Origin of the sequence: Burkholderia sp. BCC1988 (genome assembly GCF_905339895.1) — a bacterium.
Classification (GTDB): Bacteria; Pseudomonadota; Gammaproteobacteria; order Burkholderiales; family Burkholderiaceae; genus Burkholderia.
Window position 1 is genome coordinate 56,227 of record NZ_CAJPHA010000028.1, and the last position, 24,825, is coordinate 81,051.

At 68.7% G+C, this 24,825-nt stretch carries 24 protein-coding genes; 22 read left to right on the plus strand and 2 right to left on the minus strand.

Going from position 1 to position 24,825, the window contains the following annotated elements; all coding sequences use genetic code 11:
* Nucleotides 1-76: 76 nt before the first annotated feature.
* Nucleotides 77-1,489 (minus strand): flagellar basal body P-ring formation chaperone FlgA, encoded by a 1,413-nt coding sequence (gene flgA, locus U4012_RS31055; protein ID WP_321803251.1) that lies wholly within the window; start codon nt 1,487-1,489, stop codon nt 77-79.
* A 205-nt stretch (nt 1,490-1,694) separates the two neighbouring features.
* On the opposite strand from flgA, the gene U4012_RS31060 reads away from it, so the two are divergent.
* The 13 genes from U4012_RS31060 to U4012_RS31120 all read left to right on the plus strand — a co-directional run bounded on the left by U4012_RS31060 (nt 1,695) and on the right by U4012_RS31120 (nt 15,181).
* The gene (locus tag U4012_RS31060) at nt 1,695-2,183 is read left to right on the plus strand and encodes a flagellar basal body rod protein FlgB (protein WP_124666546.1); all 489 of its coding nucleotides are present in this window, start codon (nt 1,695-1,697) and stop codon (nt 2,181-2,183) included.
* 37 nt (nt 2,184-2,220) lie between these two features.
* Nucleotides 2,221-2,646 (plus strand): flagellar basal body rod protein FlgC, encoded by a 426-nt coding sequence (flgC, locus tag U4012_RS31065; protein ID WP_044847874.1) that lies wholly within the window; start codon nt 2,221-2,223, stop codon nt 2,644-2,646.
* A 67-nt stretch (nt 2,647-2,713) separates the two neighbouring features.
* Nucleotides 2,714-3,460, plus strand: a complete 747-nt coding sequence (locus U4012_RS31070) for a flagellar hook assembly protein FlgD (RefSeq protein WP_044847875.1) — start codon at nt 2,714-2,716, stop codon at nt 3,458-3,460.
* Nucleotides 3,461-3,488: 28 nt separating this feature from the next.
* Nucleotides 3,489-4,730, plus strand: coding sequence for a flagellar hook protein FlgE (flgE, locus tag U4012_RS31075; RefSeq protein WP_321803254.1), 1,242 nt, complete (start codon nt 3,489-3,491; stop codon nt 4,728-4,730).
* 20 nt (nt 4,731-4,750) lie between these two features.
* The gene (gene flgF / locus U4012_RS31080) at nt 4,751-5,509 is read left to right on the plus strand and encodes a flagellar basal-body rod protein FlgF (RefSeq protein ID WP_044847877.1); all 759 of its coding nucleotides are present in this window, start codon (nt 4,751-4,753) and stop codon (nt 5,507-5,509) included.
* 35 nt (nt 5,510-5,544) lie between these two features.
* A complete protein-coding gene (gene flgG, locus U4012_RS31085; protein ID WP_014895799.1) occupies nt 5,545-6,333 on the plus strand; it encodes a flagellar basal-body rod protein FlgG in 789 nt (262 codons plus the stop codon).
* A 21-nt stretch (nt 6,334-6,354) separates the two neighbouring features.
* Nucleotides 6,355-7,044 carry a flagellar basal body L-ring protein FlgH gene (gene flgH, locus U4012_RS31090; protein ID WP_044847878.1) on the plus strand — a complete coding sequence of 230 codons (690 nt, stop codon included), beginning with the start codon at nt 6,355-6,357 and terminating at the stop codon, nt 7,042-7,044.
* Nucleotides 7,045-7,049: 5 nt separating this feature from the next.
* Entirely contained in the window at nt 7,050-8,228 is a 1,179-nt protein-coding gene (locus U4012_RS31095) for a flagellar basal body P-ring protein FlgI (protein ID WP_124486647.1), read from the plus strand.
* On the plus strand, nt 8,229-9,227 hold the full coding sequence (flgJ, locus tag U4012_RS31100) for a flagellar assembly peptidoglycan hydrolase FlgJ (protein ID WP_044847879.1): 999 nt from the start codon (nt 8,229-8,231) through the stop codon (nt 9,225-9,227). It begins immediately after the preceding gene.
* A gap of 233 nt (nt 9,228-9,460) precedes the next feature.
* Nucleotides 9,461-10,216: a flagellar brake protein gene (locus tag U4012_RS31105; RefSeq protein ID WP_321803259.1), complete on the plus strand. Its 756-nt coding sequence runs from the start codon at nt 9,461-9,463 to the stop codon at nt 10,214-10,216.
* Between the two features lie 192 nt (nt 10,217-10,408).
* Entirely contained in the window at nt 10,409-12,391 is a 1,983-nt protein-coding gene (flgK, locus tag U4012_RS31110) for a flagellar hook-associated protein FlgK (protein WP_321803260.1), read from the plus strand.
* Nucleotides 12,392-12,414: 23 nt separating this feature from the next.
* Complete coding sequence (flgL, locus tag U4012_RS31115; protein ID WP_321803261.1) at nt 12,415-13,653, plus strand: flagellar hook-associated protein FlgL; 1,239 nt, start codon at nt 12,415-12,417, stop codon at nt 13,651-13,653.
* Nucleotides 13,654-13,873: 220 nt separating this feature from the next.
* A complete protein-coding gene (locus U4012_RS31120) occupies nt 13,874-15,181 on the plus strand; it encodes a solute carrier family 23 protein (protein WP_321803262.1) in 1,308 nt (435 codons plus the stop codon).
* A 639-nt stretch (nt 15,182-15,820) separates the two neighbouring features.
* On the opposite strand, the gene U4012_RS31125 is transcribed toward U4012_RS31120, so the two are convergent.
* Nucleotides 15,821-16,705 (minus strand): transcriptional regulator GcvA, encoded by an 885-nt coding sequence (locus U4012_RS31125; protein ID WP_321803263.1) that lies wholly within the window; start codon nt 16,703-16,705, stop codon nt 15,821-15,823.
* Nucleotides 16,706-16,801: 96 nt separating this feature from the next.
* Between U4012_RS31125 and U4012_RS31130 the strand changes: the two genes are divergently transcribed.
* From U4012_RS31130 to U4012_RS31170, 9 genes are all read left to right on the plus strand, one after another.
* Nucleotides 16,802-17,416, plus strand: a complete 615-nt coding sequence (locus U4012_RS31130; RefSeq protein WP_321803265.1) for a chromate transporter — start codon at nt 16,802-16,804, stop codon at nt 17,414-17,416.
* Entirely contained in the window at nt 17,413-17,940 is a 528-nt protein-coding gene (locus tag U4012_RS31135) for a chromate transporter (protein ID WP_044847886.1), read from the plus strand. The genes U4012_RS31130 and U4012_RS31135 overlap by 4 nt, the downstream gene beginning before the upstream one ends.
* Before the next feature lie 58 nt (nt 17,941-17,998).
* Nucleotides 17,999-18,781, plus strand: coding sequence for a YoaK family protein (locus U4012_RS31140; RefSeq protein ID WP_321803266.1), 783 nt, complete (start codon nt 17,999-18,001; stop codon nt 18,779-18,781).
* Between the two features lie 360 nt (nt 18,782-19,141).
* Complete coding sequence (locus U4012_RS31145) at nt 19,142-20,263, plus strand: porin (RefSeq protein WP_044847888.1); 1,122 nt, start codon at nt 19,142-19,144, stop codon at nt 20,261-20,263.
* Nucleotides 20,264-20,638: 375 nt separating this feature from the next.
* Nucleotides 20,639-20,863 carry a hypothetical protein gene (locus U4012_RS31150; protein WP_014895816.1) on the plus strand — a complete coding sequence of 75 codons (225 nt, stop codon included), beginning with the start codon at nt 20,639-20,641 and terminating at the stop codon, nt 20,861-20,863.
* A gap of 244 nt (nt 20,864-21,107) precedes the next feature.
* Complete coding sequence (gor, locus tag U4012_RS31155) at nt 21,108-22,463, plus strand: glutathione-disulfide reductase (RefSeq protein WP_321803268.1); 1,356 nt, start codon at nt 21,108-21,110, stop codon at nt 22,461-22,463.
* A gap of 445 nt (nt 22,464-22,908) precedes the next feature.
* Nucleotides 22,909-23,586, plus strand: coding sequence for a CsgG/HfaB family protein (locus U4012_RS31160; RefSeq protein ID WP_321803269.1), 678 nt, complete (start codon nt 22,909-22,911; stop codon nt 23,584-23,586).
* 55 nt (nt 23,587-23,641) lie between these two features.
* Nucleotides 23,642-24,082: a DUF4810 domain-containing protein gene (locus tag U4012_RS31165; protein WP_044847890.1), complete on the plus strand. Its 441-nt coding sequence runs from the start codon at nt 23,642-23,644 to the stop codon at nt 24,080-24,082.
* 10 nt (nt 24,083-24,092) lie between these two features.
* Nucleotides 24,093-24,767: a DUF799 domain-containing protein gene (locus U4012_RS31170; protein WP_321803271.1), complete on the plus strand. Its 675-nt coding sequence runs from the start codon at nt 24,093-24,095 to the stop codon at nt 24,765-24,767.
* The last annotated feature ends 58 nt before the right edge of the window (nt 24,768-24,825 follow it).

Sequence of the window (24,825 nt, forward strand, 5' to 3'; positions counted from 1 at the left end):
GGCCCGAACTTTAGCATCGTGAGCCCGAAATTCTCCGAATAAACAATTCTTTACAATCTTGCGGTGCGATCCGGCCCTACAGCGGAATTTCGACGGTTCCGGCATCCTTGACGATCGCCGTGACAATTTGCCCCGCGGCCATCCGGACCCGCACCGACTGTCCCGGCGCCGCATTCGCGAGCGCGCTGCCCTCGGCCGAGATCGTGAAGCCGGGCCCGGCCGCGACGACCCGTACCGTCTGGCCGGCCGACACCGACGCGGCGCTCTTCAGCATGTCCTGGCGCAGCGGCAGCCCGGCCGAGATCCGCGCCAGCGCGGTCGCGCCGACCGCCTGCGCGGGATCGGTGATCACCGCGAGCGGCAGCACCGTCAGGTCGCCTTCGCGCGCGACGAGGTCGGCCGCGGTGAGCGGCTCGCCGGGCGCGATCTGGCGCGCGGCGACGTAATAGGTGGCCTGCACGGCAACCTTCGCCTGCAGGTAGACGGTCCACGGCCGCTCGCCCGCGCAGCGCACGCCTACCGTCGTGCGGCCCCACAGGCGCGCGCCGGTCGGCAGGAACGGCTCGAGCGTCGTGCACGCGGCGAGCCCGCGCGGAAACGCGGCCGCGACGGTCGCGGTCGTCTTGCCCGGCAGGCCCGTGACCTGCTGCTGCAGGAATGCGAGCGCCGTGCGCCGGATCGTGTCGGGGTCCTGCTGGCCGGGCGGTGTCGCCGGCTGGGGCGCGGCGGCTACCTGAGGCGGGTTGGCGGCAGCCGCCGGTGCGCGCGCGGCCGGTGCGGCTGAAGCGGCGCGGGCCGCGGCCAGGCGCGCGGCGATGGCCGGTCGCGTGGAATTCGATGCCGGGTCGGCCGCGCCGGCGACGACGGTCGCGACGGCGCCCGGATCGGCGGCGCGCCGGGCACCATAACCTGCGTTCGAGGCGTTCGAGGCGTTCGAGGCGTTCGAGGCGTTCGAGGCGTTCGTGCGCGCGGCGGCGTAGGCGGGGCGCGGCGTCGGCGCCGGCACGGCAGCCGGCGGCGGGACGTTCATCACGACCATCGAGCCAGCCGGCTGCGCCGCGTAGCCGGCCGCGGCCGCGCCGGTCACGCCGGCAGCACCACCTGCGCCACCTGCGCCACCTGCGCCACCTGCGCCACCCGCGCCACCTGCGCCACCCGCACCGACTGCACCGACTGCACCGACTGCACCGACTGCACCGACTGCACCGACTGCACCGACTGCACCGACTGCACCGACTGCACCGACCGTCGTGGCCACACCTGTACCCGTACCCGAAGCCGTCCCCGCATTCCCGCCGAACTGACCGCCACTCGCTGCGTTCGCCTGCGCGAGCGCGGTCTCGGCCGTTTCGCCGCGGCCGGGAATCACGATCATCCCGTCGTCCGCGTGCGCGGCCGGCACCGCGAGCCACAGCGCCGCGGCGAGCGCGAACGCACGCGACCTGCGCGTGCCGCGTCCGTGGTTGCCGCGAAGTGCGCTGCCTGTCATCGCCGTGTCCTCGAAGCCGTTGATCCGATTCGCATTCTAGGGAGCCGGGCCGTCGCGCAAACGATGAATAGAGGGGGCCTTTGCCGCGTTATTCGTCCGATTGCCGGTTGCGCCCGGCGCCTACCATCGCTGTCATGGAAAAAAGCCCCTTGGGTCGCCATCCGGCGCAACGGGCGTGCAGCGCTTCATACGGAGAGACGCACACATGCTGGACAAACTCGATGCCGAATTCGCGTTCGGCCGACAGGCGCTCGACGTGCGCGCCTATCGGCAGGAACTGCTGTCGTCGAACATCGCGAACGCCGACACGCCCGGCTACCAGGCCCGCGACACCGATTTCGCGTCGACCCTCGCGCGCTCGCTGAAGCAGGCCGGCGGCGGCCTCGCGCCGAGCAACGCCGCGCAGCTGCCGATGGCGCAGCCGGCCGGCGTGGCGAGCGGGATGACGATGGTGTCGACGGCACCCGGCCACATGGCCGGCACCGCGAAGCTGATGCCGACCGGCGGCCCGGCCGACGACTACGGCCGCGCGCAGTACCGGATGCCGCTGCAGCCGTCGCTCGACGGCAACACGGTCGATCTCGACGTCGAGCGCGTGCAGTTCGCGAACAACGCGCTGCACTACGAAACCGGGATGACCGTGATGACCCAGCAGATCAAGGCGATGATCGCCGCGATCTCGACGAACTCGTAAGCGCAACCGAACCCGAGCACAAGCACCAGGAGCCTCCATGCCCTCGTTGATGAACATCTTCGGCGTCGCCGGTTCGGCGCTGTCCGCGCAATCGCAGCGCCTGAACGTCACCGCGTCGAACCTCGCGAACGCCGACAGCGCGACCGGCCCCGACGGCAAGCCGTACAAGGCCAAGCAGGTCGTGTTCGCGACCGACCCGATGGGCGGCGCGCGCACCGCGTCCGGCCAGGGCGTGGGCGGCGTGCGCGTGACGAAGGTCGTCGACGATCCGTCGCCGATGAAGTCGACCTACGACCCGGCGAACCCGGCCGCCGACGCGAACGGCTACGTGCAGATGCCGAACGTCGATCCGGTGCAGGAGATGGTGAACATGATCTCGGCGTCGCGCTCGTACCAGGCCAACGTCGAGACGCTGAACACCGCGAAGACGCTGATGCTCAAGACGCTGACGATCGGCACGTAAGCCGCGCGCCGAGCGACCTTCCACACCCGGGCCCAGACCCGACCGTTTCGACACAAGGCTACCCAGGATGACTTCCTCCAGCACGACGATCGGCAGCAGCGGCACCAACGTGTCGACCCTGCCGACCGACACGATGAACACCAACAACGTGTCGACGACCGGCACCTCGGCGAGCGACCTGCAGGCGACGTTCCTGAAGCTGCTCGTCACGCAGCTGCAGAACCAGGATCCGACGAGCCCGGTCGACAGCTCGCAGATGACGTCGCAGCTCGCGCAGATCAACACGGTGAGCGGCATCGCGCAGCTGAATACGTCGCTCACGTCGCTGTCGACGCAACTCGCGGCCGGCCAGCAGACGCAGGCCGCGCTGCTGATCGGCACGAACGTGCTCGCGCCGGGCAACAGCGTCGCGGTGAAGAGCGGCGCGGCATCGCCGTTCGGCGTGTCGCTCACGAGCGACGTGTCGAACCTGACGATCACCGTGAAGAACAGCGCGGGCGTCGTCGTGAACACGATCAACGCGGGCCAGCAGTCGGCCGGCACGGTGCCGTTCAACTGGACGCCGACGGATACGGCCGGCAACGCGCTGCCGGACGGCAAGTACACCGTGAGCGCGCAGTACACGGGCAGCGACGGCAAGACGTACGCGCCAACCGTGCTCGCGGCCGCGCAGGTACAGAGCGTGATCAAGCAGGCCGACGGCACGGCGGGGCTCGTGCTGTCGAACGGCACGACGGTGGGCTTGACCCAGGTCGCGTCGATTTTCCCGAACACCGCGTCGTCGTCGTCCGGCGGCACGACCACCAGCAACTGATCCAGCTTTCTCGAAAACGGAGACCGAAATGGGTTATCAACAGGGTCTGAGCGGCCTCGCCGGCGCATCGAACGCGCTCGACGTGATCGGCAACAACATCGCGAACGCGAACACGGTCGGCTTCAAGTCGAGCACCGCGCAGTTCTCCGACATGTACGCGAACTCGCTCGCGACGTCGGTCAACACGCAGATCGGGATCGGCACGACGCTCGCGTCGGTGCAGCAGCAGTTCGGCCAGGGCACGATCAACACGACGAACTCGTCGCTCGACGTCGCGATCAACGGCAACGGCTTCTTCCAGATGTCGAACAACGGCGTGACGACGTACTCGCGCGACGGCACGTTCCAGCGCGACAAGAACGGCTTCATCGTCAACTCGGCGGGCGCGAACCTGATGGGCTACGCGGCCGGCAAGAATGGCGTGCTGAACACCGCGCAGACCGTGGCGCTGCAGGCGCCGACGACCAACATCGCGCCGACCCCGACGACCAAGATCACCGGCCAGTTCAACCTGAACTCGCAGGACACGGTGCCGGCCAAGACGCCGTTCGACCCGACCGACACCACGACGTACAACTATTCGACGTCGATCCAGGTGTACGACTCGCTCGGCGGCTCGCAGGCGGTCAACATGTATTTCGTGAAGTCGGCGGCCGGCACGTGGGAAGCCTACGCGGGCGTGCAGGGCGGCGCCGCGACCGACCTCGGCACGGTCACGTTCGACACGTCGGGCGCGATCCAGAGCACGACGACGGGCACGCCGGCCGCGCCGACCGCATCGCTCGGCCAGTTCCAGTTCAGCGTGCCGACCACCGACGGCTCGGCGACGCCGCAGAACCTCACGCTCGACCTGACCGGCACCACGCAGTACGGCGGCAAGGACGGCGTGAACAACCTCGCGCAGGACGGCTACGCGAGCGGCACGCTGACGACCTTCTCGATCGGCTCGGACGGCAAGCTGACCGGCAACTACTCGAACGGCCAGACGGCGGTGCTCGGCCAGATCGCGATCGCGAACTTCAACAACCCGAACGGGCTGACCAGCCTCGGCGGCAACCAGTACGCCGAGACGGCCGCGTCGGGCGTGCCGCAGATCTCCGCGCCGGGCAGCACGAACCACGGCACGCTGCAGGGCAGCGCGCTGGAGAACTCGAACGTCGACCTGACGTCGCAGCTCGTCAACCTGATCACCGCGCAGCGCAACTACCAGGCGAACGCGCAGACGATCAAGACGCAGCAGACCGTCGACCAGACGCTCATCAACCTGTAACGCGCGGATAACCGGCAGCCATGGACCGACTGATCTACACGGCGATGACGGGCGCGTCGCAGTCGCTCGACCAGCAGGCGATCGTCGCGAACAACCTCGCGAACGCGTCGACGACGGGTTTTCGCGCGCAGCTCGCGACCTACCGCGCGGTGCCGATGAATTTCGGCGACGGCAGCAACATCGACCCGACGACGACGCGCACCTACGTGCTCGCGTCGACGCCCGGCGCGGATTACGCGCCGGGTCCGATCACGCGCACCGGCAACCCGCTCGACGTCGCCGTGCAGGGCGCCGGCTGGCTGTCGGTGCAGACCGCCGACGGCAGCGAGGCCTACACGCGCGCCGGCAACCTGCACGTCGATGAAAACGGCCAGCTCGTCAACGCGAGCAACCTGCCGGTGCTCGGCAACGGCGGCCCGATCTCGGTGCCGCCGAACGCGGAAGTGACGATCGGCAAGGACGGCACGGTGTCCGCGCTGATGCCGGGCGACCCGCCGACGGCGGTCGCGATCGTCGACCAGATGAAGCTCGTGAACCCCGACCCGGCCACGCTCGCGCGCGGCAACGACGGGCTGTTCCGCACCGCCGACGGCAATCCGGCCGACGCCGACCCGACCGTGGTCGTCACGCCGAATTCGCTCGAAGGCAGCAACGTGAACCCGGTGACCGCGATGGTCGCGATGATCGACAACGCACGGGCGTTCCAGCTGCAGTCGAAGCTGATCCAGACGGCCGACCAGAACGAGCAGTCGGCGAACCAGCTGCTCAACTTCAGCTGAGCGGCCCGGCCCTCGCACCCAGGAGAAGATTCAACATGAACCGTTCGCTCTACATTGCCGCCACCGGCATGAATGCGCAGCAGGCGCAGATGGACGTGATCTCGAACAACCTCGCGAACACCAGCACGAACGGCTTCAAGGCGTCGCGCGCGGTGTTCGAGGATCTGCTATACCAGACCATCCGCCAGCCGGGCGCGAACTCGACGCAGCAGACCGAGCTGCCGTCGGGCCTGCAGCTCGGCACCGGCGTGCAGCAGGTCGCAACCGAGCGCCTGTATACGCAGGGCGGCCTCACGCAGACCGGCAACTCGAAGGACGTCGCGATCAACGGCGCGGGCTTCTTCCAGGTGCTGATGCCGGACGGCACGAACGCGTACACGCGCGACGGATCGTTCCAGACCAACGCACAGGGCCAGCTCGTCACGTCGAGCGGCTACCAGATCCTGCCGGCGATCACGGTGCCGCAGAACGCGCAGTCGCTGACGATCGGCAAGGACGGCGTCGTGTCGGTCACGCAGCCGGGCTCGAGCAACGCGGTGCAGATCGGCTCGCTGCAGATCGCGACCTTCATCAACCCGGCCGGCCTCGAGGCGAAGGGCGAGAACCTGTTCGCCGAGACCACGTCGTCGGGCGCGCCGAACGTGTCGCAGCCGGGCCTGAACGGCGCGGGCGTGCTCAACCAGGGCTATGTCGAGGCGTCGAACGTGAACGTCGTGCAGGAGCTCGTCAACATGATCCAGACGCAGCGTGCCTACGAGATCAACAGCAAGGCCGTGACGACGTCCGACCAGATGCTGCAGACCGTCACGCAGATGAAGAGCTAACCGGAACGTCCCGTCGTCGCCATGAAGCAGGTTCGCCTCCTCCCGTCAGCCCCCGTCCGCGCCGCGTGCGCGGTCGCGGTGGCCGCGCTCGCCGGTTGCGCGCAGATTCCGCGCGACCCGATCATCCAGCAGCCGATGACGGCGCAGCCGCCGATGCCGATGTCGATGCAGGCGCCCGGCTCGATCTACAACCCCGGCTATGCGGGGCGGCCGCTGTTCGAGGATCAGCGGCCGCGCAACGTCGGCGACATCCTGACGATCATGATCGCGGAGAACATCAACGCGACCAAGTCGTCGGGCGCGAACACCAACCGCCAGGGCAACACCGACTTCAACGTGCCGACGGCCGGCTTCCTCGGCGGGCTGTTCGCGAAGGCGAACCTGTCGGCGGCCGGCACCAACAAGTTCGCGGCCACCGGCGGCGCGAGCGCGGCGAACACGTTCAACGGCACGATCACGGTGACCGTCACCAACGTGCTGCCGAACGGCAACCTCGTGGTCAGCGGCGAGAAGCAGATGCTGATCAACCAGGGCAACGAATTCGTGCGCTTCTCGGGGGTCGTCAACCCGAACACGATCTCGGGCGCGAACTCCGTCTATTCGACGCAGGTCGCCGACGCGAAGATCGAATACTCATCGAAGGGCTACATCAACGAAGCCGAGACGATGGGCTGGCTGCAGCGCTTCTTCCTCAACATCGCACCGTGGTGATGACGATGCAGCAGCCTCTTTTCCACCGCCTGTCGTCCCGTGCGCGTGCCGTCGCGCGGATCGCCGCCGCGTTCGTGCTGGCGGCGTGCGCGCTCGGCGCGGCACCCGCGCACGCGGAGCGCCTGAAGGACCTCGCGCAGATCCAGGGCGTGCGCGACAACCCGCTGATCGGCTATGGCCTCGTCGTCGGCCTCGACGGCACGGGCGACCAGACGATGCAGACGCCGTTCACGACGCAGACGCTCGCGAACATGCTCGCGAACCTCGGCATCTCGATCAACAACGGCTCGGCCAACGGCGGGCCGTCGTCGCTGAACAACATGCAGCTGAAGAACGTCGCGGCCGTGATGGTGACCGCGACGCTGCCGCCGTTCGCGCGGCCGGGCGAGGCGCTCGACGTGACCGTGTCGTCGCTCGGCAACGCGAAGAGCCTGCGCGGCGGCACGCTGCTGCTCACGCCGCTGAAGGGCGCGGACGGGCAGGTGTACGCACTCGCGCAGGGCAACATGGCGGTCGGCGGCGCGGGCGCGAGTGCGAACGGCAGCCGCGTGCAGGTGAACCAGCTCGCGGCCGGCCGGATCGTCGGCGGCGCGATCGTCGAGCGGGCGGTGCCGAACGCGATCGCGCAGATGAACGGCGTGCTGCAGCTGCAGCTGAACGACATGGACTACGGCACCGCGCAGCGGATCGTGTCCGCGGTCAATTCGAGCTTCGGTCCGGGCACCGCGACGGCGCTCGACGGCCGCACGATCCAGCTCGCCGCGCCGGCGGATTCCGCGCAGCAGGTCGCGTTCATGGCGCGCCTGCAGAACCTCGACGTGAGCCCGGACAAGGCCGCCGCGAAGGTGATCCTGAACGCGCGCACCGGCTCGATCGTGATGAACCAGATGGTCACGCTGCAGAGCTGCGCGGTCGCGCACGGCAACCTGTCGGTGGTCGTCAACACGCAGCCGGTGGTGTCGCAGCCGGGGCCGTTCTCGAACGGGCAGACGGTGGTCGCGCAGCAGTCGCAGATCCAGCTGAAGCAGGACAATGGCGCGCTCAAGATGGTGACGGCCGGCGCGAACCTGGCCGACGTCGTGAAGGCGCTGAACACGCTCGGCGCGACGCCGGCGGACCTGATGTCGATCCTGCAGGCGATGAAGGCGGCCGGCGCGCTGCGCGCAGACCTGGAGGTGATCTAAATGGCGGCGAATCTTCCGAACGCGAACGACCTGACGCAGCGCTTCGCCCTCGACGTGCAGGGCTTCGACGCGCTGCGCGCGCAGGCGAAGCAGTCGCCGCAGGCCGGTGCGAAGGCGGTCGCGGGCCAGTTCGACGCGATGTTCACGCAGATGATGCTCAAGAGCATGCGCGACGCGTCGCCCGACGGCGGGCTGCTCGATTCGCACACGTCGAAGATGTACACGTCGATGCTCGACCAGCAGCTCGCGCAGCAGATGTCGAAGCGCGGGATCGGCGTGGCCGACGCGCTGATGAAGCAGCTGCTGCGCAACGCGGGGCAGGGCACGGGCAGCGACACGGCGGCCGACGCGGGCGCGGCCGGGCTCGCTGCGGCGGGCCTGGGTGCGGCCGGCTCGGGCACGTCGGGCAACGAAGGCAGCCTCGCCGCGATGAACGCGATGGCGCGGGCCTACGCGAACGCGGCGAACAACGGCGGGCTCGCCGGCTCGCGCGGCTACACGGCCGGCAGCGCGCTGACGCCGCCGCTGAAGGGCGCGAGCGGCGTGCAGGACGCCGACGCGTTCGTCGACCGGCTCGCCGGCCCGGCGCAGGCGGCGAGCGCGACCACCGGCATCCCGGCGCGCTTCATCGTCGGCCAGGCCGCGCTCGAATCGGGCTGGGGCAAGCGCGAGATCCGCGCGAGCGACGGCTCGACGAGCTACAACGTGTTCGGCATCAAGGCGAACAAGGGCTGGACGGGCCGCACGGTGTCGGCGCTGACGACCGAATACGTGAACGGCACGCCGCGCCGCGTCGTCGCGAAATTCCGCGCGTACGACTCGTACGAGCACGCGATGACCGACTACGCGAACCTGCTGAAGAACAACCCGCGTTACGCGGGCGTGCTCAGCGCGAGCCGCAGCGTCGAGGGTTTCGCGCACGGAATGCAGAAGGCCGGTTACGCGACGGACCCGAATTACGCGAAGAAGCTGATCTCGATCATGCAGCAGATCGGCTGACGGAGCAGGGCCGCAACGGCCCCGCCTGCCGCCGTTTTTACAATCTTACGAACCGCGCCCGGCAGCCCGCCGCGCGCGGTTTTCAACGTTTGCGCGAAAAATACCGGCGTTTCGATCTAAACTTTCGGTGAGCACTGCCGCTAAGTGTGAGAGACCTGTAACCGGGCCATGTTCTGGCCCGGTTTTACTGCGCACCGGTCGCCCGGGCGCCCTGAAAAGAAAACCGGCTAGCCATGAATATCGAAACGTCGACCGATCCGAGCCTGGATGCGGGCCATTCCGGGCCCGACTACGCCCGCCGCAATCCGCTGGAGATCGGCGTGCAACTGCGCAACCTCGTGAACCGGGGCGACTTCCTGACCGTCCAGTACCCGGGCGGCCAGCTCGTCACGCGCCTGCTCGAGGTCGACGTCGGCGCGCGCACGTTCACGTTCGACTGGGGCGCGCTGTCCGAGCAGAACGCCGGCATCCTCGGCGCGTCGCATTGCACCTTCGCGGCCGCGCCGGAAGGCGTGCGCGTCGAATTCACCACGAACACGCCGCGCGAGACGCGCTACGAGGGGCTGCCCGCGTTCGTCGCCGATTTCCCCGACGTGCTGATGTGCATCCAGCGCCGCGAGTATTTCCGCGTCGATGCACCGATCGTCGATCCGTTCCTGTGCCGCGGCCGGTTGCCGGACGGCGAGGGCTTCATGTTCGAGGTGCATAACCTGTCGCTCGGCGGCGTCGGCCTGCGGACCGCCGACGAGCGCGTCGAGGCGCTCGAGGTCGGCACGCTGCTGCCGGGCGTCGAGCTCGAGCTGAACGGCCACGGCAAGCTGTCGCTCGACCTGCAGCTCGTGTCGCAGCGTTCGACCCAGATGCCGAACGGCTCGCGCCGCTACCAGCTCGGCTTTCGCTTCATGTCGCTGCCGGGCAGCGCGGAGAACACGCTGCAGCGCCTGATCACGCAGCTCGAGATGAAGCGCCGCTCGCTCGCGCGGGCCTGACGCATCCGCTCGCGGCCCGGTTCTGGGCCGCTTTCGCACCGGCGCCGGCAGCGTGCGCCGGGCCGCTCGCCGGACGACGCGCATGCGCGCGTCGCGCGCGCATTTTTCCCTCAATTTTTCCGATCCGCGGCCGTTATACCGGGAGTCACGCAACCCGGCGGCCGCAGCGCGGCCGGCTCATCAGGATCGCGCATGTCCAACTCACTCATGAACCTCGGTGTCAGCGGCCTCAATGCCGCGCTCTGGGGCCTCACGACGACCGGCCAGAACATCAGCAACGCCGCGACGCCCGGCTATTCGGTCGAGCGCCCGGTCTATGCCGAGGCGAGCGGTCAGTACACGGCGAGCGGCTACATGCCGCAGGGCGTGAATACCGTCACCGTGCAGCGGCAGTACAGCCAGTACCTGAGCGACCAGCTGAACAGCGCGCAGTCGCAGGGCGGCTCGCTGTCGACGTGGTATTCGCTCGTCGCGCAGCTGAACAATTACGTCGGCAGCCCGACGGCCGGCATCTCGACCGGGATCACGGGCTATTTCACCGGGCTGCAGAACGTCGCGAACAACGCGTCCGATCCGTCGGTACGGCAGACCGCGGTCAGCAACGCGCAAATCCTCGCGAACCAGCTCAACGCGGCCGGCCAGCAGTACGACGCGCTGCGCCAGAGCGTGAATACGCAGCTCACCGACACCGTGTCGCAGATCAACACGTACACCAAGCAGATCGCGCAGCTGAACCAGCAGATCTCGGCAGCGAGCAGCCAGGGGCAGCCGCCGAACCAGCTGATGGACCAGCGCGACCTCGCGGTGTCGAACCTGTCGAGCCTCGCCGGCGTGCAGGTGGTGCGCAACGACAGCGGCTACAGCGTGTTCCTCGCGGGCGGCCAGCCGCTCGTTCTTGCCGACAAGAGCTACCAGCTCGCGACCGTCACGTCGTCGTCCGATCCGAGCGAGCTGACCGTCGTGTCGCAGGGGATCGCCGGCGCGAACCCGCCGGGGCCGAACCAGGCGCTGCCCGATGCGTCGCTGTCGGGCGGCACGCTCGGCGGCCTGCTCGCGTTCCGCAGCCAGACGCTCGACCCCGCGCAGGCGCAGCTCGGCGCGCTCGCGACCAGCTTCGCCGCGCAGGTCAACGGGCAGAACGCGCTCGGCGTCGACCTGGCGGGCAATCCGGGCGGCAACCTGTTCACGGTGGCGAACCCGACCGTCTATTCGAACCAGGGCAATACCGGCAACGCGGCGCTGTCCGTCTCGTTCGCCAACGCGTCGCAGCCGACGACGAGCGACTACACGCTGTCGTATGACGGCACGAACTACACGCTGACCGACCGCGCGAGCGGGTCGGTGGTCGACCAGAAGGCGGGGCCGATGCCGGTCTCGCTCGGCGGGCTGAACTTCTCGTTCTCGTCCGGCGCGATGAATGCCGGCGACCAGTTCACCGTGCTGCCGACGCGCGGCGCGCTGACGGGCTTCGGCCTCGCGACGACGAGCGGCTCGGCGATCGCGGCCGCGTCGCCGGTCGTCACGTCGGCGTCGAGCACCAACATCGGCACCGGCAAGATCGCGCTGAGCGGGGTGAGCTCCGGCTATCAGGTGCCGTCGACCAAGCTGACCTACGACGCGGCGACGCAGTCGCTGTCGGGCTTCCCGGCCGGTACCACGGTGACGATCCCGGGCACGCCGCCGACGTCGGTGACGATCAGCAATCCGACCGACCCCGTGCCGTACGACCCGTCGACCGGCGCGGCGATGACGATGTCGGGCACGGCCGCCGGTGCGCTGAACGGCGTGACCGTCACGCTGTCGGGCACGCCGTCGGACGGCGATTCGTTCACGATCGGGCCGTACGCGGGCGGCACGAGCGACGGCAGCAACGCGCTCGCGCTGTCGCGGCTCGTCAACGCGAAGACCCTCGGCGGCGGCACGACGACGCTCACGGGCGCCTACGCGAACTACGTGAACAACATCGGCAACGCGGCGAGCCAGCTCAAGTCGTCGAGTACCGCCCAGACGGCGCTGGTCGGCCAGATCACGTCCGCGCAGCAGTCGGTGTCGGGCGTGAACCAGAACGAGGAAGCCGCGAACCTGATGCAGTACCAGCAGCTCTACCAGGCGAACGCGAAGGTGATCCAGACGGCGGCTTCGCTGTTCCAGACCGTGCTGGGCCTGTTCAGCTGAGCGGATTCGAGAGGATAGAAACGATGCGGATTTCCACGACCCAGTTCTACCAGCTGAACGTCGGCCAGATGAACGATCAGCAGGCCCAGCTCGCGCAGCTCTACCAGCAGATCTCGAGCGGCGTGAGCCTGTCGACGCCGGCCGACAACCCGTTGGGCGCGGCGCAGGCCGTGCAGCTGTCGATGACGTCGGCCACGCTGTCGCAGTACGCGGCGAACCAGAGCACGGCGCTCGCGTCGCTGCAGGCCGAGGACCAGGCGCTGCAGAGCGTCGGCAACGTACTCGGCAGCGTCCAGTCGACGATCGTGCGCGCCGGCGACGGTTCGCTCGCCGACAATAACCGCGCAGCGCTCGCGGCGCAGCTCGAGGGCTACCGCGACCAACTGGTGTCGCTCGCGAACTCGACCGACGGCGCGGGCAACTACCTGTTCGCCGGCTACCAGAATTCGACGGCGCCGTTCACGAAGGACGCCGCCGGCAGCATCAGCTATGTCGGCGATACGGGCACGCGCACCGTGCAGATCGACGATTCGCGCAGCGTGCCGCAGGGCGACTCGGGCCTCTCGGTGTTCATGTCGGTGCAGGCGCTGGGCAACTCGCCCGTCCAGGCGGCCGGCGCGGCCAACACCGGCACGGCCACCATCGGCAACGTCACGGTGACGGATCCGTCGGCTGCGACCAACGGCCATCAGTTCACGATCACCTTCGGCGGCACCGCGGCCGCGCCGACCTACACGGTGACCGACAACTCGATTTCACCCCCGACTCCCGGCCCCGCGCAGGCCTATACGTCGGGCACCGCGATCGCGCTCGGCAACGGGATGAAGGTCGCCGTGTCGGGCACGCCGTCGCCCACCGACACCTTTTCGGTCACGCCCGCGCCGCAGGCGAGCGGGGTTGACGTGTTCTCGACGCTCGATTCGATGATCACGGCGTTGAAGACGCCCGTCGCCGGCAATCCGACGGCGACCGCCGCGCTGTCGAACACGCTGAGCACGGCCGCGACGAAGATCGGCAACTCGATGCGCAACGTCACGACCGTGCTGGCGTCGGTCGGCGGCCGCGAGCAGGAGGTCAAGGCGATGCAGACCGTCAACCAGACCGCGGCGCTGCAGACGACCAGCAACCTGTCGGACCTGACGAGCGCCAACATGGTCACGACCATCAGCCAGTACCTGCAGGTGCAGAACGCGCTGAGCGGCGCGCAGAAGGCCTACGCGCAGCTGCAGAACATGTCGCTGTTCCAGTACATCAATCCATGATCCGCGTGGCGTCCGCCGCGATGTGAGCGCCCGCTCACATCGCGCGGTGCGCCGGCCGGCCGCCGCCGACGCGGTCGCGCCGCTCCGATGCCCCCGGCAGGCACGCCCGCCGCCCGGGCGGTTCGCGCTTGCCAGCCCCATTTCCGCTCCGTAAACTCGCGCCAGATTCCAGACCGGCGCACCGTCCCGCAGCCGGCGTTCGACAGGAGCCCTTTTCCCCATGTCCGATTCCTACTTCCCGCGCTGGCGGGTGCAACCGACCGGCGCGGTCTCGCGCGTGGTCGGCCCCGACGAACGCCTCGCGTGGCCGCAGATGGTCGCGATGGGCGTGCAGCACGTCGTCGCGATGTTCGGCTCGACCGTGCTCGCACCGCTGCTGATGGGCTTCGACCCGAACCTGTGCATCTTCATGTCGGGTATCGGCACGCTGCTGTTCTTCGTGCTGGTCGGCGGCCGCGTGCCGAGCTACCTCGGCTCGAGCTTCGCGTTCATCGGCCTCGTGATCGCGGTGACGGGCTACGGCGGCAGCGGCCCGAACCCGAACATCCCGGTCGCGCTCGGCGGGATCGTCGCGTGCGGCGTCGTGTACGTCGCGCTCGGCGCGCTGGTGCAGGCCATCGGCACGCGCTGGATCGAGACGCTGATGCCGCCCGTCGTCACCGGCGCGGTGGTCGCGGTGATCGGGCTGAACCTCGCGCCGATCGCGGTCAAGGGCGTGTCGGCATCGACCTTCGACTCGGTGATGGCGCTCGTCACGGTGCTGTGCGTCGGCGGCGTCGCGGTGTTCGCGCGCGGGATGATGCAGCGCCTGCTGATCCTCGTCGGGCTGGTGATCGCCTACGTGATCTATGCGATCGCGACCAACGGAATGGGCCTCGGCAAGCCGGTCGATTTCGCGATCGTCGCGCATGCCGCGTGGTTCGGCGTGCCGAGCTTCCGCGCGCCGGTGTTCGATCCGCACGCGATGCTGATGCTCGCGCCGGTCGCGGTGATCCTGGTCGCGGAGAACCTCGGCCACATCAAGGCCGTCAGCGCGATGACGGGCATCAACCTCGATCGCTACGTCGGTCGCGCGTTCATCGGCGACGGGCTGGCGACGATCGTGTCGGGCAGCGTCGGCGGCACCGGCGTGACCACCTATGCGGAGAACATCGGCGTGATGGCCGTCACGCGGATCTATTCGACGCTCGTGTTCGCGGTCGCCGCGCTGATCGCGATCGGGCTGGGCTTCTCGCCGAAGTTCGGCGCGGTGATCCAGACGATTCCGGGCCCGGTGCTCGGCGGCGTGTCGATCGTCGTGTTCGGGCTGATCGCGGTGACGGGCGCGCGGATCTGGGTCGTCAACAAGGTCGACTTCTCCGACAACCGCAACCTGATCGTCGCGGCCGTCACGCTGGTGCTCGGCGCCGGCGACTTCTCGCTGAAGATCGGCGGCTTCGGGCTCGGCGGGATCGGCACCGCGACGTTCGGCGCGATCATCCTGTACGCGATCCTGCGCAAGGAAAAGGAGCCGGGGCCGGTGGTGTGAGCCGCGGCGCCGGCGGCAATGCCCGCGCGAACGGCGCGGATGGTCGTCGTAGCGCGCGTGCGCGCGCCGGGGCTGCGGATTTCGCTTACCGGATCACGGTGTCGTGACGTCGTGTGCTGTTGCGGACCGTGTCGGCGCAGCGAATCTCGACGGTGCGAAGTCGCGCCGTCGGCATCAGCGGGTGCGCAACAGCGGCAGTGATGCAGGACAGCAGCCGTGTGACGGCCGATATGAGTTTCGACATGATTTCCCCCGACCCGCTGGATGAATGTCTGTCACCTGCATCGGGTCGTTCGCCCGTGCAGGGTTCGTCGTCTGCACGGCTGCATCAGCAAGCAACGGGCCAGCACGCGGACTTTCGCGCAAACAGGGGCTCGGCGGGGGCCGCGTGACGCCGGTGCAAGGTGGCGCACGCGAAAATGTTTCAGCGCTGAAACGCGCGGCGGTGGGCCGGTCGGCCGCATGCCAGGCCTCACGTGCGGTGGCGGGCACGACGGGGAAACGCAGGGGCGCGCGACATCGATTCCGCAGGGGAATCGCGGGCGTTGCGCGCGGATCGGTTTCATTCCTGCAACGCGGACGGGGACGTGAGGTGGCACGCCGCGTCGTTTCGATCGGGTAGCGGCGACGCGGCGCGCGTCATCCGTTCGCATTCCCCAGCGCTTCCAGCCACGCGCAGAACTGCGCGACCAGCGGATCGTCGGCCGGCGTGCCCGGCGCGATCCACCAGTAGCTGCGCGTCGCGATGCGCGGCCCGTCGAGCGGCATCACGAGACGCCCGCTCGTGAGCTCGTCGTCGATCAGCGGCAGCGGGCCGAGCGCGACGCCCAGCCCGTCGACGGCCGCCTGCAACGCCAGGTAGAAGTGGTCGAACGACTGCCGCTTGCGCCCCTTCATCGTCACGCCGGCCGCCGCGAACCAGTCGCGCCAGCCTTCCGGCCGCGTGTCCGAATGCAGCAGCACGTGCCGCGCGAGATCGTCCGCGCGGGTGATCGGCGCGCGCTTGAGCAGCGCGGGGCTGCAGACCGGAATCACGCTTTCGTCGAGGAAGTGGCCGCTCGTGCAGTTCGGCCAGTGGCCGGGGCCGCGGCGGATCGCGACGTCGAAACCGTCGAGCGCATCGAGCGGCGCGTTCGACGTGGACAGCTTCAGCTCGACGTTCGGCACGTCGCGCTGGAACCGCGACAGGCGCGGCAGCAGCCATTTCATCGCGAAGGTCGGCAGCGCATTGATGCGCAGCACGCGCGCGGCCCCGGTGTTGCGCAGCTGCTCGGTGGCGAGCGCGATGCTGTCGAACGCGGCGCGGACGGTATCCAGGTAGCGGCGGCCTTCGTCGGTGAGCTTCACGCGCTTGCCGTAGCGGTGGAACACCGGCTTGCCGAGCCACGCCTCGAACCCGGCGATCTGCCGGCTGATGGCACCGTGAGTCACATGCAGCTCGTCGCCGGCGGCGCTGAAGCTTTCATGTCGTGCCGCTGCTTCAAAGGCCCGAAGCGCGGAAAAGGGCGGGAGATCGCGTGCCATGCTTGTGATTCTAGATCACAAGGACGCGCCGATAAAATCGTTTTGCCGGCGTGTCGCGCGGCGGTAACCTCGGGGCATCGTTTGATGAGGAGCCCCATGCAATCCGTTTCTCCGCCGCCTGCCGCGCCTCCACGTCGTGTCGGCCTCGCCGAGCTGTTCACCGGCTTCCTGTCGCTCGGCCTGATGTCGTTCGGCGGCGCGCTGCCGTTCGCGCGGCGCACGATCGTCGACGACCGCAAATGGCTCACCGCCGACGAATTCACCGATCTGCTCGGGCTGTGCCAGTTCCTGCCGGGCGGCAACGTGATCAACCTGTCGGTCGCCGTCGGCATGCGCTTTCGCGGCGTCGCGGGCGCGTTCGCCGGCATTCTCGGGCTGATCGCGGGCCCGACGCTCGTGGTCGTCGGGCTCGGTGTGCTGTATGCGAAGACGCAGGGCGATCCGCGCGTGCAGCATCTGTTCGGCGGGCTCGCCGCCGCGGCCGCGGGCCTGCTCGTCGCGATGGCCGTGAAGGTCGCGAAGCCGCTGCTGCACGCGCCGCGCACGGCCGCGGGGATCGCGGTCCTCGCATTCGCCGCGATCGCGGTGCTGCGCATCCCGCTCCTGAGCGCGATGCTGGTGCTGACGCCCGTGAGCATCTGGCTCGCGTCGCGGCGCCGCGAGACGCCGGCACCGCAGCGCGCCGTCGTGCGCGACGGAGGTCGGTCATGAACGACACGCTGATCGCGATCGCGACGATCTTCAGCCAGCTGTCGCTGCTCGCATTCGGCGGCGGCAACACGATCCTGCCGGAGATGCAGCGGCAGGTCGTCGACGTGCACCACTGGATGAGCGCGCACGCGTTCACCGCGCTGTTCGCGCTCGCGCAGGCCGCGCCGGGGCCGAACATGATGATCGTGCCGCTGGTCGGCTGGCATGTGGCCGGCTGGGCCGGGCTGCTGGTCGCATCGATCGCGAAGTTCGGGCCGTCGTCGATCGTCACGGTGCTCGCGCTGCACGCGTGGGAACGCTTTCGCGACCGGCCGTGGCGCCGCTACGTGCAACAGGGGCTGATGCCGGTCACGGCCGGGCTCGTCGCGGCCAGCGCGGTGCTGATTTCGGAAGCGTCGAACCGCACCGCGATCCAGTGGGGCATCACCGCCGCATGCGCGGTGCTCGCGTGGCGCACGCGCATCCATCCGCTGTGGCTGCTCGCGGCCGGCGCGCTGATCGGGCTCACCGGCATCGGCCAGTGAGCGGCGCACAACCGGCCTCCCGTGCGCGATACTGGCGCGACTCTTCACGGGAGGCCTGATGGATCTCGACGGCGCCAGCCGCAATCTCACCGTCGCCGCGCTGCTCACGCTGTCCGGCGGCTATCTCGACGCGTACACGTACGTCGGTCACGGCCACGTGTTCGCGAACACGATGACCGGCAACGTCGCGCTGCTCGGCATCAACGTGTCGGCCGGCGAATGGGCGGCTGCGCTGCATCACGTGCCGCCGCTCGGCGGTTTCGTGGTCGCGGTGTTCGTCGCGCACCTGCTCGGTCTCGCCGCGCAGCGCGGCTGGATGCGGCACACCGCGTTCGCGAGCCTGATCGTCGAGATCGCGTTTCTCGGCGTCGCCGCGAGCGGGCTCGTCGGCGCGTCGAGCGCGTGGCTGATTCCCGGAATCTCGTTCGTCGCGACGCTGCAGACGCTGTCGTTTACTCATCTCGAGGAACTGTCGTACACGTCGGTGATGACGACCGGCAACCTGCGGCGCGCCGCGCAGAAGCTGTTCGTCGGGCTGATTCCCCGCTACGACGCGGGCGCGCTGCACGATTCGGCGCTGCTCGCGACGATCAGCTTCTGCTTCCTGGCCGGCGCGGTGGTCGGCGGCCTCGCGACGCGGCTCATGCCGGACGTCGCGCTGTGGGGCGCCGTGTTGTTGCTCGCCGGTGCGTTCGCGGAGATCGTGCGGCGGGCGCGGCGGCGCGCGGGCGGTGGGCGCGACAGTGGCGACGGGGCGGCCGGCAACGGGGGCGCCGAAGTTCGCGGCAGCAACGGCAGTAACGGCAGCAACCCCGACGGCGGGACGCCGCGGCCGGCCTGACGCGCGCAGGGCCGCCGCCATGCGGCCGGCAGGTCCGCCGCGTGACCGAATCACCGGCTCATCGCGCCACCCTCCGCCACGCTGCCCCAGCGCAAACCGGTTGCTCCGGCCGCGCCTTACAGCGCCGGCCTTCGTCCCGCCATCGCCGCGACCCGCATCCGTCGCGCGACAGGCAAGCCCGGCGCGGGAAACGTTGTTCCAGGGCGACAATCGCGCGCGACCGCGCGTTTCAATTTCTTTCAGCGTGCGCACTGGTCTTATGATTCAGCCCACATCGCGCGCGCCATGAGCGTCCGCGATCGCCACCCGGCTGCGCACGCGGCCGGCCATGAATGGAGACACCTACAAAAAGGAAAGCTCATGAAGCAGACCACCCGGCTCGCAGCCATCGCAGGGGGCGCAGTGCTGGCCTTCGCCAGCCAGTACGCAGCAGCACAAAGCTCGGTCACGCTGTGGGGCGTCGCCGACGTCAGCGTTCGCTACCTGACCAACGCGAACGCCAAGAACGACGGCCTGCTGTCGATGTCCAACGGCGCGATCACCAACAGCCGCTTCGGCATCTACGGCACGGAAGACCTCGGCAGCGGCCTGAAGGCCGTGTTCAAGCTCGAAAGCGGCGTGAACCTGCAGAACGGCGCATTCGCCGACAGCGGCCGCCTGTTCAACCGTGCGGCATACGTCGGCCTGGACAGCCCGTACGGCACGGTGACCCTCGGCCGCCAGAAGACGCCGCTGTTCGACCTGCTGTCGGACACCTACGATCCGCTGACGGTCGGCAACTACCTCGAAAATGCATGGCTGCCGGTCGCACTCGGCGGCGGCCTGTATGCGGACAACCAGATCAAGTACACGGGCACGTTCGCGGGCCTGACCGCGAAGGCGATGTACTCGACGGGCACCAACTACGAATCGACCGGCGCGGGCGGCTTCTCGGGCCAGATCCCGGGCTCGCTCGGCAAGGGCAATGCATGGGGCGTGTCGCTGTCGTACGTGACGGGCCCGCTCAGCATCGCGGCCGGCGCGCAGCAGAACAGCGACAACTCCGCACGCAAGCAGACGATCTACCACGCGAACGTCGTGTATGCGTTCAGCAAGGCGAAGATCTATGCGGGCTACCTGCGCTCGAAGGACGACACCGGTTTCGTCGACAGCCTGCTCGCGCAGCAGTCGATCCCGGTCGCGAAGGGCACGGGCCGGATCGACGACGGTCCGTTCGCGGGCGTGAGCTGGCAGGTCAGCACGCCGCTGACGCTGACGGGCGCGTTCTACTACGACCACATGCGCAACGCGATGACCGCGAACGGCACGCTCGCGAGCGGCAACCGCTACGCGATCGTCGGCATCGCCGAATACGCGCTCAGCAAGCGCACGGAAGTCTACGGCACGGTCGACTTCAACAAGACGAACGGCGCGGCGAACGTCGAGCTGCCGGGTCGCAGCAACCAGACCGGCATCGCGATCGGCCTGCGCAATATCTTCTGACGAAAATCGTCAACGCGTGCGCCGGCCCCGGTTCGGCGCGCATCGAAGAGGCTCCAGGAAGGAGCCTCTTTTTTTTCGCCACGCGCCTTCCTGCGCGCAGACGACCATTCAGCGATTGCTCCATCGGGAACATGCCGCCCGTAAGGGTTCCGTCGGCATTCCAGAACATACTTTGACAGTGCGCGCGAAGCGATTCCGCTACGCTGCGTGCAGGGTCCGCCGCGTGCCGCAACGCACGCGCGGGCGTCGTTCCGGCGCGCGTTTCGCGTGCGGCCGGCCTGGTGCGTAACTTGTGTATCCGGTGATGACAAACACGGTCCGCCGGTTTTTTTTCGTGGGACGATGCGCTCACGATTTTCTTGAAAGGGGATGACGATGGGTATCCTGAACACCGTGGGTGAAATCGCTGGCGCAGTGGCAGCCGTCGAGGCAGCCGAGAAGGTCGATCCGGATGCGGGCCTGCTGACCAAGGCGGCGGCGGCCGTCGCCGGCTTCAAGGGCGCCGAGGCGATCGAAGGCATGCTCGAGAAGAAGGAAGAGCAGCCGCAGCAGGCAGACGACACGCAGGCGACGGACGGCAGCGACACGTCGCAGGCCTGAGCAAGGCGGCTGGTCCCGCCGCGGGTGCGCCGTTCGCGCATCCGGGCGGACCGGTGCCGCGCGGCCGGCAGGCCGGGCATGTGGTCGATCGGTGACGCATGGCACACCCGGCAGCCGGTTTGACCGGCGAGAGGCGACGTCTCTCGCCGTTTTTTATGGCGCGCGCGTCCTGCGGCGCCACGTTCCGCACGAATTCCCGAATCTTGCTATCGTGCCGTCATCCGAACTGCGATGAGGGCTTGCGATGGATTTCGACTACGACCTGTTCGTCATCGGGGCCGGCTCCGGCGGCGTGAGGCTCGCCCGGATGGCGGCGTCATACGGCGCGCGCGTCGGCATAGCGGAACAGGAGCAGATCGGCGGCACCTGCGTGCTGCGCGGCTGCATCCCGAAGAAGCTGCTCGTCTACGCATCGCACTATCCGCACGAACTCGAGGATGCGAAGGGCTTCGGCTGGACCTTCGGCGCCGGCACGCTCGACTGGTCCGCGCTGATCGCCGCGAAGGATCGCGAGATCAACCGGCTCAGCGACATCTACATCGACCTGCTGCGGCAATCCGGCGTCGCGATGCACGCAGGACGCGCGACCCTCGTCGACGCGCATACGGTCGCGATCGGCGAGCGCACGATCCGCGCGCGCCACATCGCGATCGCGACCGGCTCGCGGCCGGCGCTGCCGCACCGTCCCGGCATCGAGCATGCGATCACGTCGCGCGAGGCCCTGTCGCTCCCGGCGTGCCCCAAGCGCATCGCGGTGGTCGGCGGCGGCTATATCGCGGTCGAGTTCGCCGGCATCTTCAACGGCTTCGGCAGCCAGGTCGACCTGTTCTATCGCGGCGAGAAGATCCTGCGCGGCTTCGACGACGACGTGCGCCAGTTCCTCACCGACGAAATGACGAAGCAGGGCGTCGCGATCCACGCGCGCGCGGTGGTCGAATCGATCGCGCGCGCGGACGACGGCACGCTCTCCGTGCACGTCGGCGACGCTCAGCACGGGCCGTACGACGCGGTGCTCTATGCGACCGGCCGCGTGCCGAACGTCGAAGGGCTCGGCCTCGAGCGCGCCGGTGTGATGCTCGACGCGCGCGGCGCGATCGCGGTCGATGCGTATTCGGCGACGTCGGTGCCTTCGATCCATGCGCTCGGCGACGTCACGTCGCGGCCGCAGCTCACGCCGGTGGCGACGCGCGACGGCGCGCTGCTCGCGCGCACGCTGTTCGGCGGCGCGCGCGTCGCGGCCGATCACGATTACGTCCCGTCGGCCGTGTTCAGCCAGCCGGAGGTCGCGACGGTCGGCCTGACCGAGGCCGATGCGCGTCGCGTGCACGGCGAAGTCGACATCTACCGCACGTCCTTCAAGGCGCTGCGCCACACGCTGTCGGGCCGCGACGAGCGCACGCTGATGAAGCTGGTGGTCGCGCGCGACAGCCAGCGCGTGATCGGCGCGCACATGGTCGGCCGCGACGCGGGCGAGATCATCCAGGGCATCGCGATCGCGATTCGCGCGGGCGCGACGAAGGCGCAATTCGACGACACAATCGGCATTCACCCGACCGCGGCCGAGGAGTTCGTGACGATGCGGCAGAAGGCGGCCGACTGACCGCCAGCGGCGCGCCGGCTCGCGGGCCGGCGCGGGCGTCCCGCGCACGCTCCGCTGGCGTGTGACGCACCATGGATCCGCGGCGATTTGTAAAGATCGTCAATTCTTCTAAAGAAATCCCGTCTCGATAATCAGACTTGGTATGATCGGCCAAAATCATATACGGGGCCGATCATGCGCGATCAACAGCGCAGTAACCAGAATCACGCGGTAGCCGGCGCAAGCGGGGTCGTCGATCCATGCGCCGCGCGTTCGCGTCTCGCCGCAACACGTCCGTTGCGTGCAATTTCCCTTCGCATGCCGCCATCTCCATCGCCGTCCGGGCGATGAAGTCGCGCGCGCGCCGATGCGCGCCCCGGCCGCTTCGATCATCGCATCGACCGCCGGTTTGTCGGCAAGCCGGCGAGCCCGTTCCGGGCAATCTTTTCACGTAAGGAGACCCGCAGTGAACAATCAGACACGACGCACCGTTCTCGTGGCGGCGGCGCTCGTCGCGGCGCTGTCCGGCTGCGCGACCGAATCGTCGCGCACGCTCGACGTGCCGGCCGTGAGCAGCGCGCAGAAGCCGTACGCGGGCAAGCCCGTCGCGATCGCGGTCGGCAAGTTCGACAACCGCTCGAGCTACATGCGCGGCATCTTCTCGGACGGCATCGACCGCCTCGGCGGACAGGCGAAGACGATCCTCGTCACGCGCCTGCAGCAGAGCCGCCGCTTCAACGTGCTCGATCGCGAGAACCTCGACGAGATCAAGCAGGAAGCGGGCTTCATGAAGAAGGCGCAGGCGGTGAAGGGCGCGAACTACGTCGTGACCGGCGACGTGACCGAGTTCGGCCGCAAGGACGTCGGCGATCACCAGCTGTTCGGCATTCTCGGCCGCGGCAAGACGCAAGTCGCGTACGCGAAGGTCAACCTGAACATCGTCGACACGACGACGTCGGAAGTCGTCGCGTCGAGCCAGGGCGCGGGCGAGTTCAGCCTGTCGAACCGCGAAGTGATCGGCTTCGGCGGCACGGCCGGTTACGACTCGACGCTCAACGGCAAGGTGCTGGACCTCGCGATCCAGGAGGCCGTGAACCACCTCGTCGACCAGGTCGACGCCGGCACGCTGAAGGCACCGCAATAGGCGCCGTGGGCAGTACGGCGCGACGAATCATTCATCAACCAGAAGAGACAAGACCATGAAACGGGGAATCTGGCTGCCGGCGACGGCGGCCGTCATGCTGCTCGCGGGCTGTGCGGCGCCGACCACGCCGCCGCTCTATCAATGGAACGGCTATCAGCCGCAGGTGTACGAATACTTCAAGGGGCAGAAGTCCCCGCAGGAGCAGATCGACGCGCTCGAAAAGGCGCTGCAGGAGATCCGCGCGAAGGGCAAGACGCCGCCGCCGGGCTTCCATGCGCATCTCGGGATGCTCTACGCGAGCGTCGGCAGCGAACAGCAGGCCGGGCAGGAATTCCAGGCCGAGAAGGCGCTCTTTCCGGAATCCGCGTCGTTCATGGATTTCCTGATGAAGAAGAAAGCCGGCGACGCGAAGGCCGCGAAGGCCGCGAATCCGTCGGCTGCCGGCCAGACGATCGCCGGCCAGAAGAATGCCGATCCGACTCCCGCCAAACAGTGACGTGCCTGCCATGATCAAGACACTTTCATTCAAGCTGCTGTCCGTGCTGTCGATCGTCGCGCTGTTGAGCGCGTGCGCGCAGCCCGTCAAACGCCCCGACTACACGGCCTTCAAGAAGAGCCAGCCGCGCTCGATCCTCGTGCTGCCGCCGCTCAACGAGACGACCGATGTCGGCGCGACCTACGGCGCGCTGTCGCAGATGACGCAGCCGCTGGCCGAGTCGGGCTACTACGTGGTGCCGGTCGCGGTGATGGACGAGACGTTCAAGCAGAACGGCCTCACGAACGCCGCGGAAATCCAGGGCACGTCGCCGGCGAAGCTGCGCGAAATCTTCGGCGCGGACGCCGCGCTGTACGCGAAGATCACGCAATACGGCTCTGTCTACCAGGTGGTGGACAGCACGACGGTGGTCGCGGCGTCGGCGAAGCTCGTCGACCTGAAGACCGGCGACGTGCTGTGGCAGGGCGAGGGCCGTGCGACCGGCAAGGAAGTCGGCAACAACATGAGCGTCAACGCGTTCGGGGTCGTCGGGATGCTGGTGCAGGCGGCCGTCAAGCAGGTCGCGCATTCGCTGACCGACGAAGCGCACGATGTGGCCGGTTTGACGAGCAGCAGGCTGCTGTCCGCGGGGCCGCCGAACGGGCTGCTGTACGGGCCGCGTTCGCCGAAGTACGGGACCGACTGACCGGCGCGCGGACCACGGCTTCGGCGCGTCGGGCAGGCAAGGTCGCCTGCATGCCGTG